Origin of the sequence: Nonomuraea fastidiosa (assembly GCF_042751225.1) — a bacterium.
GTDB lineage: Bacteria > Actinomycetota > Actinomycetes > Streptosporangiales > Streptosporangiaceae > Nonomuraea > Nonomuraea fastidiosa.
Map to the genome: position 1 here is coordinate 5,072,107 of NZ_CP170570.1, position 12,590 is coordinate 5,084,696.

Genomic DNA, 12,590 nt, shown 5'->3' on the forward strand with positions numbered 1-12,590 from the left:
CGTCCATTTCTTCCGGTACGTCCCCTTCGGTCGCGCCCGCCTCAGCGGCTGGGCCCGCCACCGCGGCTGGGCCTGTCCTGTCTGGACGCCCGCCCTATCGCAAGGGCCCTCGATCCCGCAGAGGCCGGATGTCCCAAGGGCGCCATCCGCGTCATCGGAGGCGCGCCCGACCCCACGGAGAGCCGCCTGACCCCCACGAAAAGCCAGTACGTGCACAGAACGGATAGGTCGCGCCTCCGCATGTCGGGCGAGGGACGAAGGGGACGAGGGAGGACGGGGAGAGGCCGGGCGGGAAGCCAGGGGAGAAGCAGGGAGAGAAACCAGAGCAGAGTCTGGAGAGAACCCGGAGCAGGGACCGGGAGGAAGACCAGGGCCAGGGGCCGGGAAACAGGCCAGGGCCAGGGGTCGGGAGGGAAACAGACCAGGGGCCAGGGGTCGGGAGTGAAACCACCAGGGGAGAGGTCACCTGCGTGTTCCTGCGTGTTCCTGCTGTGATCGAACAGCCGTTCGGCTACGATGGACGAAGCCGGGCCACGTCTTCCCCGACTGCGTCGAAAATGTCGGTGGCAGGCCGTAGCTTTCACTCGACTGATCGGACCACGACCCTCCAGGGGGAGTTCCCATGGCTATCAACGACCGCGAGAAGGCCCTCGAGACCGCCCTCGCTCAGATCGAGCGGCAGTTCGGCAAGGGCTCTGTCATGAGGCTGGGCGACGACGCCCGAGCTCCCATCGAGGTGATCCCCACTGGGTCCATCTCCCTGGACGTCGCCCTCGGCATCGGCGGTCTGCCGCGCGGGCGCATCGTGGAGATCTACGGCCCCGAGTCGTCGGGTAAGACCACGATCGCCCTGCACGCGGTGGCCAACGCCCAGCGCGCCGGGGGCATCGCCGCGTTCATCGACGCCGAGCACGCGCTCGACCCCGAATACGCCAAGAAGCTCGGGGTCGACACCGACGCCCTGCTGGTGTCCCAGCCCGACACGGGTGAGCAGGCGCTCGAGATCGCCGACATGCTGATCAGGTCCGGCGCGGTCGACATCATCGTCGTCGACTCCGTGGCCGCCCTGGTGCCCAAGGCCGAGATCGAGGGCGAGATGGGCGACAGCCACGTCGGTCTCCAGGCCCGCCTGATGTCGCAGGCGCTGCGCAAGATCGCCGGCGCGCTCAGCAGCACCGGCACCACCGCCATCTTCATCAACCAGCTCCGCGAGAAGATCGGCGTCATGTTCGGCAGCCCCGAGACCACGACCGGTGGTAAGGCGCTGAAGTTCTACGCCTCGGTCCGCATGGACATCCGGCGCATCGAGACCCTCAAGGACGGCACGGAGGCGGTCGGCAACCGCACCCGGGTCAAGATTGTCAAGAACAAGATGGCCCCGCCCTTCCGGGTCGCCGACTTCGACATCCTCTACGGCGTGGGCATCTCCCGCGAGGGCGGCCTCATCGACATGGGTGTGGAGCACGGCTTCGTCCGCAAGTCCGGCGCCTGGTACACGTACGAGGGCGAGCAGCTCGGCCAGGGCAAGGAGAACGCTCGCAACTTCCTGCGCAACCACCCCGACATGGCCAACGAGATCGAGAAGAAGATCAAGGACAAGCTGGGTGTGGGCCCGCGCCTCGACGCTCCCGCCGAGACCGCTGCTCCGGCTCCGGCCGCCGCCTCCTCGGGCCGCGGCTCCAAGTCCACTCCCAAGCCGGGTGACGTCTGAGCGTCGGCCGCATGAGCAACACCGACCGGCCACAGGTGCCCCGTACACCGGATCGGGGCGCCTGGCCCGACCCCTCCTCCCGCCGCCGTGACCTGGCCCGCTCAGCCACGGACGGCTGGCCGTCGGTAGCCGAATGGCGCGAACAGCGCGCCCGCCAACGCGCCCACGAAACCCCATCAGCAGAGAAGGAACCAGCACCACCGGCGAACCCGGCAGAGAACCCTCCCGAAAGCCCAGCGGCGAGGGTCCTCACGGGAGACGCTCCGAACCCGGCCACAGGGAGCCGCAAGAAGGACACCTCCGCAACGGCCGACTCCGCGCAGCCCGAGTTCGTGCAAGCCGAGTCCGTGCAGGCCGAGTTTGCGCAGGCCCTCTCCGTGCAGGCCGTCCCACAGCCGTCGGCTGACGGCACCAGGCGTCGTGCGGAGGCCGAACCGCCTGCGGATGTGCCTGAGAGCAGTGCAGACGAGGACTGGCGGGGCGCCCGAGGTGACGACCGGCGGGGCGCCCGAGGTGACGGTCAGCCGGGCCTTTATGGCGAGGACTGGCGAGCTTCCCTAGGCGGGGACTGGCGGGACTCCCGAGACGCGGATCGGCGAGGCTCTCACACCGCCGGCATTCCGCCAGAGCCGCCCTCCAAGGCCCCACACCCGTTCTTCCAGCACAGCGAAGGACCGAACTTCACAACGGCTCAGGACGGCGACGAGGTCCGTCCAGAGCGTTCACAGCAGCGCCGCCCGGCGGATGAATGGCACTCGGAGGTGCTCGCCGGTCCGAGCTGGTTCGCTCCCGTCCCTGACGAGGGCGACTCGCGACGGCGAGGCCGAGCACGCCGCGGCGGTGGTTCCGGCAGTGCGTCCGGCGACCGTTCCAGCCGATTCGGTACGCCGTCCGCAGAGCCCCCGGCAGGCGGCCGATCCCGCAAGGGCCGCAGCCGCCCGCCCACCGACCCCGGGCGGATCGACGCCGAGCCCGCCCCCTTCGGCGGCGAGTCCGGCCGGCCCGACGAAGGACGTGACTCTTCGGACGGGGCGCACCACTCGGTCGGTGGAGCAGCCGGTTCCGGGGACGAGGAGCGCGATTCGCTCGCGGGGACAATCGGTCCCTTGCATGGGGAGCACGAGCCAGGCGGTGGCGGGCGTGCTCAGCTCGGCGGCGAGCCTGACTGGCCCGGCGAAGGGCGTGGCTCTTCACGCGGGAAGCGTGACTCGTCAGGTGGCGGGCGTCGTTCCTCAGGTGAGGAGCGGGGCTCGTTCGGTGACGGGCGTGCTTCTTCGAGTGGGGAGCGTGGCTCGTTCAGCGCGGAGAGCGGGCTGTTCGGTGAGGGCTCAGAGTCCTCCAGGCAGGACACCGGGTCGTTTGGTGGGGGCGCAGGGGCTTCCAGGCAGGGCACCGGGCTGTTTGGTGGGGGCGCAGAGGTCTCCGGAGAGGGCACCGGGCCGTTCGGTGGGGACGCAGGGCCTTTCGGGCGAGACACAGGGTCGTTCGGTGATGGCGCAGGGGCCTCCGTGCAGGAAACCGGGGTGTTCGGTGGCGGCGCAGGGGCCTTCGAGGAGGATGCCGGGCCGTTCGGCGAGGGAGACGGGTCGTTCCGCGAGGGGGCCGTGCGGCGCGGACGGAAGGGCGGTCGCTACGGGAGGAAGTCCCGCGGAAGCGGCACCCAGGACCGAGGCTGGTCGCCTGATGGGTCCGATGATGACAGTGGGGCCGGCCCAGGTTTCCGGCGCCAAGGTCGGCGTAGGGGGTGGTCGCCTGAGGGGGCCGACGACGACGGTCAGGTTGGCTCAGGGCAGCGTCGGGGATGGTCGCCTAAGGGGTCCGACGCTGACGGTGGGGCCGGCTAGGGGAGCGGCGCCGAGGGCGGCGTCGGGGATGGTTGCCTGACGGGCCGGACGACGACAGCCCGGCAGGCACCGGGCCGCACGCGGATCCGGAGGCAGTGGCGCGGGCCATCTGCCTGCGGCTGCTCACCATCGCCCCCAAGACCCGTGCCCAGCTCGCGGACGCCCTGCGCAAACGGGACGTGCCGGAGGAGGCCGCGGAGGCGGTGCTCAGCCGCTTCTCCGAGTTGGGGCTGATCAACGACGAGGCGTTCGCGGCGGCGTGGGTCGACTCGCGTCACCACGGCCGTGGGCTGGCCAAGCGCGCGCTGGCGGCCGAGCTGCGACAGCGGGGCGTGGACAGCGAGACGGTCAGCGAGGCCGTAGAGCGTCTCGACCCCGAGCAGGAGGTGGAGACCGCCCGGCGGCTCGTCGAACGCAAGCTCGCCTCCACCCGCTCGCTCGACCCGCAGAAGCGCACCCGCCGCCTGGCCGGCATGCTGGCCCGCAAGGGCTACCCCTCAGGCCTCGCCTACCGCGTCATCCGCGAAGCCCTCGAACAGGAGGGCATCGAGATGGACGAAGAGTTCCCGTCGTAAGCAGGCCGGCCGCGACGCTTAGGGGCCACCGGAGCACGTAGTCGTGCATCGGAGTGCGTGGTCGCGTCGTGTCTTGCTGTCGGTTCGGGCGCGTCGGCGGTTGTGCTGCCTCTTGCTGTCGGTTCGGGCGGTTTGGCGGTGGTGTTGCGTCTTGTCGTCGGTTCGGGCGGTTTGGCGGTGGTGTTGCGTCTTGTCGTCGGTTTGAGCGGTTCGGTGGTTGCGTAGCGTCTTGCCGTTGATTCGGGTGGATCAGCGGTGGTGTTGCGTCTTGCTGTCGGGTTGAGCGGTTTGGCGGTGGTGTCGCGTCTTATCGTCGATTCGGGCGGCTCTGTGGTCGTATCGTGCCTCGTCGCCGACTCACGTGGCTCCGTCTTGGCCAGGCGGGGTTACGAAGTCTCACCGTGGATTCCGGGCTTCCGGTCTTATGCGGTCGGGGTTGAGGGGCCTGATTCTCAGGCGGTGTGAGGTGCTGGGACCGTTGAGTTCCGGCTTTGCAGGTGCGGTTACGGGCCTCGCGTGTGCGGTCTTCACAGATTGACGGTGTTTTGGGCGTTGGGTGGTTGAAAGGCGCGGGTGGGGGTGGGGTGCACGGTTCGGGTTTTCGTGGTGTGCCGGGTTCTAGGTTCGCGTGCGTGGCCTTCGGCGTGGCTCGCGGGGCTTGGTGTGGTGGCTCTGTGAGGCGTCGGGGGTGGGGTGTGCGGGCGGGGCTCGTAAGACACGCTTGATGCCGCGTTTGCTTGCTCGTGACCTGTTCGACGCATAACCTCGACGGCAGTGAGGAGTTACTCCGCGCAGCGCGGATTGCCATACCGGTGAACGACGGACGAACGAGCAGGGTTGATCGAGGCAGGCGAGGTGTCGGCCGCGGGGGTCGGCGCCCGGTCGGCCGTGTCTTGGCCTCGATCGTGGCGATGGTGCCGACCTGGCGATCCGCGGCGCGCCTGTGACCCCTCCTGTTTTGTGGCCGCGTTATGAGTTCCTGACGACGCGAGGAGGGCGGGGCGCACATGGGGCCGCTGGTCGTGGTGCTGATGGTGGCGGTGCTCGTGCTCGCGTTCGGCATGGTGGGGGCGCTCCTCGTCGTCGTACGGCGCACATCGGCCGTTGTGCCGCGCGCCGCTGAGCCTGACCCCGCGCAGATGGAGGCCGTGCAGCAGGAGCTGGAGCAGGCACGCGAGCAGGCAAGGGAGATTCGCAGCAAGGCGGAGAGCGACGCCGAGGAGATCCTGCGCAGGTCGGAGGCGGCGGCCGAGAGCGCCGCGCAGATGCGGCGGGAGGTCGAGGAGGAGAGCCGGATACTCAAGTCCGAGCTCAAGGAGCTGCGCGCCGACCTCGAACGCCGCGAGGCCCGCCTGGCCGAGCGGGAGCAGCGGCTGGACGAGGAGGCCAGGCGGCAGGCCGAGCGGGACAGGAAGCTGGCCGAGACGGAGATCGAGCTGGCCGACCGCCGCGAGGAGCTGCTGCAGGTCGAGGAGGAACGCCGCCGCATCCTCGAGCGGGTGGCCGGGCTGACGAGCGAGCAGGCCAAGGCCGAGCTGGTCAAAGAGATCGAGAACCAGGCCAAGCGTGAGGCGGCGCTCATCGTCAGGGAGATCGAGGGGCAGGCGCGCAAAGAGGGCGAGAAGCGCGCCACGAAGATCATCACGCTGGCCGTTCAGCGGCTGGCGGCGGAGCAGACGGCCGAGTCGGTCGTCAGCGTGCTGCACCTTCCCGGCGACGAGATGAAGGGCCGCATCATCGGGCGCGAGGGCCGTAACATCCGCGCGTTCGAGTCCACGACCGGGGTCAATCTGATCATCGACGACACCCCGGAAGCGGTGCTGCTGTCGTGTTTCGACCCGGTACGCCGGGAGACCGCCCGGCTGACGCTGGAGAAGCTGGTGCTCGACGGGCGCATCCACCCGCAGCGCATCGAGGAGGCCCACGACCGCAGCCGCCAGGAGGTGCAGGACCTGTGCGCGCGGGCCGGCGAGGACGCCCTGGTCGAGCTGGGCATCACCGACATGCACCCGGAGCTGACGCTGCTGCTCGGGCAGTTGCGCTACCGCACCTCCTACGGTCAGAACGTGCTCAAGCACCTCATCGAGTCGGCCCACATCGCCGGCATCATGGCGGCCGAGCTGAAGCTGGACCAGGCGCTGGTGAAGCGCTGCGCGCTGCTGCACGACATCGGCAAGGCGCTCACCCACGAGGTCGAGGGCAGCCATGCGCTGATCGGAGCCGAGATCGCCCGCCGCTACGGCGAGGACGAGGAGGTGGTGCACGCCATCGAGGCGCACCACAACGAGGTCGAGGTCCGTACGGTCGAGGCGGTGCTCACGCAGGCCGCCGACGCGATCAGCGGCAGCCGCCCCGGCGCCAGGCGGGAGTCGCTGGAGGCGTACGTCAAGCGGCTTGAGCGCCTGGAGGAGATCGCGCAGTCGTACGAGGGCGTGGAGAAGGTGTTCGCCATGCAGGCCGGGCGGGAGATCCGGGTGATGGTCAAGCCCGACGCCATCGACGACATCCAGGCCCAGGTGATCGCCAGGGACGTGGCCAAGCAGGTGGAGGAGGAGCTCACGTACCCGGGGCAGATCCGCATCACCGTGGTGAGGGAGTCGCGGGCGACCGAGTTCGCCCGCTAGACCTCATTCCTGGGCCTGCGCCGGATTCGCGCGCCCTCGCCTGAGCCCCAGGCCGCCCCGGCCCGGCCCTGCCCTGTCCTGCCCTGCCGAGCCAGGGCGCGTCAGGCGAAGAGTTGCTGGTAGAACGCGAGTTCGGCAGCCAGGGCGGCGACGCGGGTCTCCATACGGCGGAAGCCGTGCGACTCGCCTTCGAACGCGAGGTACGTGCACGGCACGCCACGTTCGGACAGCGCGTCGGCGAACGCCGTGGACTGCTGGGGCGGCACCACGGGGTCGTCGAGGCCCTGGAGGAGCAGCATGGGGCAGGTGACGCCGTCGACGAGGGCGAGGGGTTCGCGGCTCGCGTACACCTCGGGGTCCTCCGGCCCCACCAGCCACTCGACGTAGCGTGACTCGAAGTCGTGGGTGTGGGCGATGAGCGGGCCGAGCGCGCTCACCCCGAAGTACGACACTCCACCCGCGAACACGTCGGACCTGCAGCAGGCCGCCATCACGGTCCAGCCGCCCGCGCTGCCGCCGCGCACGGCGATTCTGGCGGGGTCGGCGAGGCCCTCGGCGGCCAGCCATTCGGCGGCGGCGACGGTGTCGGCGACGTCGACCAGCCCCCACTGGCCCTTGAGCCGGTCGCGGTAGGCCCTGCCGTAGCCGGTGGAGCCGCCGTAGTTGACGTCGAGCACGCCGATGCCGCGCGAGGTCAGGAACGCCTTCTCCAGGTCGAGCCCGGTGTCGGCGTGGGCGGTCGGACCGCCGTGCACGAAGATCACGTAAGGGGGCGGGCGGTCGTCGGCGGCCTCGGGGTGCGGCGGGTAGAGATAGGCGTGGACGTCGCCTCCCACCCGTACGGCCTGGGGCAGCGGCAGGTAGGAGGGGTCGGGCAGGGCGGCGGTCTCGCCGGTGAGACGCCGGTGGCCGCCCGTGGCGGTGTCGACGGTGACGACCGAGCGGGGCGTCGTGGCGGCGTGCCCGATGCCGGTCACCGTGGTGCCGTCGGCGGCCAGCGCCGCGTCCCAGCCGGTGCAGGGCGTCTCCAGGTCGGTGAGCGTGCCCCGCTCCGGGTCGAGCAGGCCGAGCCGCAGGTCGCCGCGCCCGTGCAGGACGGCGAGGCGGCCGTCGTCGAGCGCCGCGTACGGCATGCCGCCCAGCCGCCACGGCGGCAGCGTGAACTCCTCCTCGGCCGGCCACAGCGCCCGTGCGTCCTCGCCGCGCAGGCCGATCTCGTAGAGGTTCCACCAGCCGGAGGCATCGGAGACGAGGTAGAGCCGCGAGTCGTCCTTCCAGCTCGGCGACAGCACGGACTCGTCGGGGCCGCCGCGAACCGTCCAGGTCTCGCCGTCCGCCAGGCGGGTGACGCGCAGCTCGGTGCCGTTCCACGGCATGCGCGGGTGGTCCCAGCAGACATAGGCGAGGTGCCGCCCGTCGGGGGACAGCGCGGGGGAGGCGTAGAAGTCGCAGCCGGTGGCCCGATCGCGGATCTCGCCGCCGTCGAGCGGGATGGAGACGACGGCCCGGGTGATCTTGCCGTCCTCGCCGTGGCTCTCGCGTACGCACCACACCTGGCCGTCGCGCACCACCAGGTCGGCGTAGCGGGATCCCTCCTCCGTGAGGGGTTTCGGTTCGCCGTTTTCGCCCAGAACGTAGAGGCGCTGATCCTTGAGGTTGGCGAACACCACCTCGCCCGCAGGGGTGACCGCGTAGGGGCGGCCGCCGTACTCGTGGACCCGGGTGCGCGCGCACCACGGGGCGGGCAGCAGGTCACGGCGGGTGCCGTCGGGGTCGCGGCGCACGATCGCGGTGCGCCCACCCTCGTCAGGGCGGTCCTCGGTCCACCACACCCGGCCGTCGCGGGCCGTGGGCCAGCCGGGACGTACGCCGGCGGCGGCCACGTCTCTGGTCGAAATGGGGGAGGGCCAGAAAGGCATACCCGCATCCTGCCGGAAGATCGCCGGGAGTGCGGGCCGGTCCTCACAGTTCAGCGCACGTTCCACGAGATCACCCACCCCGTGAAGCCGAGATCACCCACCCCCTGGATGCCGTCCCGCCCTCCCCGGAAGGGACCGCCGGTGGGGTGGGGTTGTGGGCGGCGAGGTCCCGGCGGGGGCGTGGGCAGGGAGCGAGGTTCCGGGGTGGAGTTTTCGGTGGGTGCGTAAGTGGGGGGAGCGCGGGTGGGGGCCGTGCGTGGCGAGGTCCCGGCGGGGGCGTGGGCAAGGAGTGAGGTTTCGGGGTGGAGGTGCCGTCGTAGGGAGCGCGGGTGGGGCGGTGGTGTGCCTCGGCGGGTGCGCGGGTCGGGGCGTGCGAAGGCCCCGGGTGCGACCGGCGTCGAGGTGGAGGTCTCGGCGGGTGCGCGGGGTCAGGGGCAGGAGGCGGAGCGGGGGAGGGCGGACGGGAGCGCGAGGTTGGTACGGCCGAACCACTTGCGCAGCAGCCGGGTCGTCGTGCCGTCCCGCCACATGGCGGCGATGGCGCGGTTGACGGCCTGGCAGGTCTTGATGTCGCCCTCCTTCAGGCCCACCGCCCACGGCTCGTCGCTGATCGGCTGGTTGAGCAGCCGGAACCGGCCGGGGGAGCGCGCCGCGTAGCCGGCCAGGATGAGGTTCTCCGTGCTGACGGCGTCCAGCAGGTTGTCCTGGAGCTTGCGCACGCACATGGAGTAGTTGGCCGCGGGCACGAGCTCGGCGGGCAGGTCCAGTTTGCCGTCGGGCGGCGGGTCCACGATCCGCCGGTACGAGTTGGAGCCCTCGGCCAGGCAGATCCGCCTGCCGCGCAGGTCGCGGACGCTCTGGATCCGGGGATCGGCGGCGCGGACCATGGTGTCCTGATTGACGATCACGTACGGCCCGGCGAACGTCACTTTGGGCTTGCGCGACTCGATGATCGAGTACGATGCCACGATCATGTCCACGCTGCCGTTCTGCAGCAGCGCCTCGCGGGTCGACGACGGCGACTCCCGCCAGGTGATGTCGACCTTGGCGCCGCCGGCGAGATGACGGACGAGGTAGCGGGCGACGTCCACGTCGAAACCCTGCGGTTCGCCGTCGCCGGTGCGCAGGGCGACGCCGGGCTGGTCCCACTTGGTGCCGACGACGACCTTCCGGGTGTGCTTGATCTTGTCGAGGACGGTGAGGTCCGGGCCTCCGCTGCTACAGGCGGTCAGGCCGACCGTCACGGCCGCCGCCGCGAGCACCACCACGCGCATGGAATACGGTAACCCGCCCAAAAGCGAACAGACGGCGCATAGCAGTTTCTTGACCATCTTTGGAACGCCGGAAAAGCCGGAGCCCCCGGCGAGGCGCTCGCCGGGGGCTCAAGGTAGGGCCTCTGTCTCACTCCACAGGACGGTCGGGGGCCATGCCACCGCCCTCGGTGCCCTGGCCCGCGGCCACGCCCACCTCGGCGGCGCCGGGCGCGGCGACGGGGGCCGCCGCCGTCTTGCGGCTGCGCCGGCTGCGCCGCTCCAGCCAGGTGGCCAGGTAGCTCAGCGACAGGTTCAGGGCGACATAGATGATGCCGATGACGATCGCCGCCGGGATCAGCGTGCCGAAGAGCGCGGCCGGCAGGATCTTGAAGCCGGTGTTGAGCAGGTCGACGTAGGCGATGATGTAACCGAGCGCGGTGTCCTTCAGCAGCACCACGAGCTGGCTGACGATCGCCGGCATCATCGCCGTGACGGCCTGCGGCAGCAGCACCAGCCGCATCACCTGGTTCTTGCGCATGCCGATCGCGTACGCCGCCTCCGACTGCCCCTTGGGCACCGCGTGCACGCCCGCCCTGACCACCTCGGCGAGCACCGAGCCGTTGTAGAGCATGAGGCCGAGCACGACGGAGATGAACGCGTAGTCGCCGCCGCCGAACAGCTGGGGCGCCAGGTAGAAGATGAAGAAGATCAGCAGCAGCAGCGGGATCGCCCGGAAGACCTCGACCACGACGCCGGCCGGGATGCGGATCCAGGCGTGGTCGGAGAGCCTGGCCAGGCCGAAGATCGCGCCGAACGCCAGCGCCAGCACTGCCGCCACGGCCGCCGCGCGCAGCGTGCCGATCAGGCCCGGGATGATGTAGACCTGCCAGGTGTTCCACTCCAGGAACGGCGCCCAGATCTTGCCGTCGAACTGGTCCTTGGCGTCGAAGCCTCGGTAGACGCCGTACAGGACGGCGAGCACCGCGACGACGCTGATAACGGTGAGGCCGTGGTTGCGCAGCCGGCCGCGCGGCCCGGGAGCGTCGAAAAGTACGGAGGTGCTCATCGGGCCACCGCCAGTCGCCGGGCCAGCCACCCGGTGAAGAAGCCGATCGGCATCGTCAGCGCCATGAACGCCACGACGATGCCGAGGAAGATCGGGATGGACGCGCCGGTCTGGTCAAAGGTGATCTTCATGACCGCCGCGGAGTCGAGGAGGTAGCCACCGGCCGTCGCGACCGTGGTGTTCTTGATCATGGCGATGATCACGCTGCCGAGCGGCGCGATGACCGAGCGGAACGCCTGGGGCAGGATGATCAGCCGCAGCGACTGCATGAACGTCAGCCCGATCGCCCTGGCCGCCTCGGCCTGCCCCAGCGGCACCGTGTTCACGCCAGCGCGCAGCGCCTCGCAGACGAAGGCCGCGGTGTAGACCGACAGGCCCATCGACACGATCCAGAACGAGTTGGTCGTCGGCGTCTCGGAGAACACCAGGCCGAGCTTGTCGCTCAGGCCCAACGCCGAGAAGGCCAGGACCAGCGTCAGCGGGGTGTTGCGCACCACGTTGACATAGATCGTCCCGGCCGCTCGCAGTACGGGGATGGGTGAGACCCGCATCGCCACCAGGACCGTGCCGAGGATCATGGAGGCGACCCCGGCCACGAGGGAGAGCTTGATGTTCTCCAGGAATCCGAGCGCGAGGTCGGGGCCGTACTTGATGAGTTCGTCCATTGTGCTCCACCGCATAGATAGCGGCGGCCGGAGCACCGGCCGCCGCTCTTGGTGAGATCAGGCGCAGCCCTCGGCCGGCGGCGCCTCCGTCGAGAGGTTGAGGCCCTGGATACCGCCGAACCACTTGTCCAGCAGCTGCTTCATGGTGCCGTCGTCCCACAGCTTCTTGATCGCCGTGTTCACGGCCTCACAGGTCTTGGTGTCGCCCTTCTTCAGGCCGACGCCGTACTTCTCATCCGTGAAGCCCTGACCGAGCACCTTGAAGTTGCCGCCGGCCTGCTTGGCGAAGCCCGCCAGGATCAGGTCGTCGGTGGTGACCGCGTCGAGGTTGGAGCCCTGCAGCTTCTGCACGCACTCGGAGTAGTTGGCGGCGTCGACGGTGGTGGCGTCGATGTCGAGCTCGCCGTCCGGTGGCGGGTCGGTGATGCGCTTGTAGGAGTTGGAGCCCGCCGCCTTGCAGATCTTCTTGCCCTTGAGGTCCTGCGGGCTGTTGATCGAGGTGTCGTCCTTGCGGACCATGACGTCCTGGTGCGCGATGACGTACGGGCCGCCGAAGGTCACCTTGCCCTTGCGCTCCTCGGTGATGGAGTACGTGGCGAAGATGATGTCGACCGTGCCGTTCTGGAGGAACGGCTCACGGTTGGAGGAGGCCGACTCCTTCCACTCGATCTTCACGTCCTTGCCGCCGGCCACCTCCTTCAGCACGGCCTTGGCGACGTCGACGTCGAAGCCCTCAGGCTCGGCGCCCGTCTTCAGGCCCAGGCTCGGCTGGTCCCACTTGGTGCCGACCACGATGGTGGCGCCACCGGCGATCTTGTCGGCCACGGTGGCGTAGTCGCCACCGCCGCCGCTGTCGCCGCCGCAGGCCGCGAGGCCGGCGACCATGGCCGCCGCCGCGAGCACTGCTCCCATTCGACGCATGTGCATGTGTTC

The 12,590-nt window shown here is 70.2% G+C and carries 8 protein-coding genes; 3 read left to right on the forward strand and 5 right to left on the reverse strand.

Annotated features, from left to right (window positions below; genetic code table 11):
• Positions 1–622 precede the first annotated feature (622 nt).
• The 3 genes from recA (at position 623) to rny (ending at position 6,754) form a co-directional block, all read left to right on the forward strand.
• The gene (gene recA, locus ACFMQL_RS23640) at positions 623–1,711 is read left to right on the forward strand and encodes a recombinase RecA (RefSeq protein WP_364057230.1); all 1,089 of its coding nucleotides are present in this window, start codon (positions 623–625) and stop codon (positions 1,709–1,711) included.
• 1,876 nt (positions 1,712–3,587) lie between these two features.
• Positions 3,588–4,130 carry a recombination regulator RecX gene (gene recX, locus ACFMQL_RS23645; protein WP_378787039.1) on the forward strand — a complete coding sequence of 181 codons (543 nt, stop codon included), beginning with the start codon at positions 3,588–3,590 and terminating at the stop codon, positions 4,128–4,130.
• A 1,007-nt stretch (positions 4,131–5,137) separates the two neighbouring features.
• Entirely contained in the window at positions 5,138–6,754 is a 1,617-nt protein-coding gene (gene rny / locus ACFMQL_RS23650) for a ribonuclease Y (RefSeq protein WP_364057224.1), read from the forward strand.
• A gap of 101 nt (positions 6,755–6,855) precedes the next feature.
• On the opposite strand, the gene ACFMQL_RS23655 is transcribed toward rny, so the two are convergent.
• The 5 genes from ACFMQL_RS23655 to ACFMQL_RS23675 form a co-directional block, all read right to left on the reverse strand.
• Positions 6,856–8,673 carry a prolyl oligopeptidase family serine peptidase gene (locus ACFMQL_RS23655; RefSeq protein ID WP_364057221.1) on the reverse strand — a complete coding sequence of 606 codons (1,818 nt, stop codon included), beginning with the start codon at positions 8,671–8,673 and terminating at the stop codon, positions 6,856–6,858.
• A gap of 428 nt (positions 8,674–9,101) precedes the next feature.
• Positions 9,102–9,947 carry a glutamate ABC transporter substrate-binding protein gene (locus ACFMQL_RS23660; RefSeq protein ID WP_364057218.1) on the reverse strand — a complete coding sequence of 282 codons (846 nt, stop codon included), beginning with the start codon at positions 9,945–9,947 and terminating at the stop codon, positions 9,102–9,104.
• 127 nt (positions 9,948–10,074) lie between these two features.
• The gene (locus tag ACFMQL_RS23665) at positions 10,075–10,992 is read right to left on the reverse strand and encodes an amino acid ABC transporter permease (RefSeq protein WP_378787042.1); all 918 of its coding nucleotides are present in this window, start codon (positions 10,990–10,992) and stop codon (positions 10,075–10,077) included.
• Positions 10,989–11,657, reverse strand: a complete 669-nt coding sequence (locus ACFMQL_RS23670; protein WP_378787044.1) for an amino acid ABC transporter permease — start codon at positions 11,655–11,657, stop codon at positions 10,989–10,991. Before ACFMQL_RS23670 ends, ACFMQL_RS23665 begins: the two co-directional genes overlap by 4 nt.
• Before the next feature lie 57 nt (positions 11,658–11,714).
• The gene (locus tag ACFMQL_RS23675; protein WP_364057209.1) at positions 11,715–12,569 is read right to left on the reverse strand and encodes a glutamate ABC transporter substrate-binding protein; all 855 of its coding nucleotides are present in this window, start codon (positions 12,567–12,569) and stop codon (positions 11,715–11,717) included.
• Between the last annotated feature and the right edge of the window lie 21 nt (positions 12,570–12,590).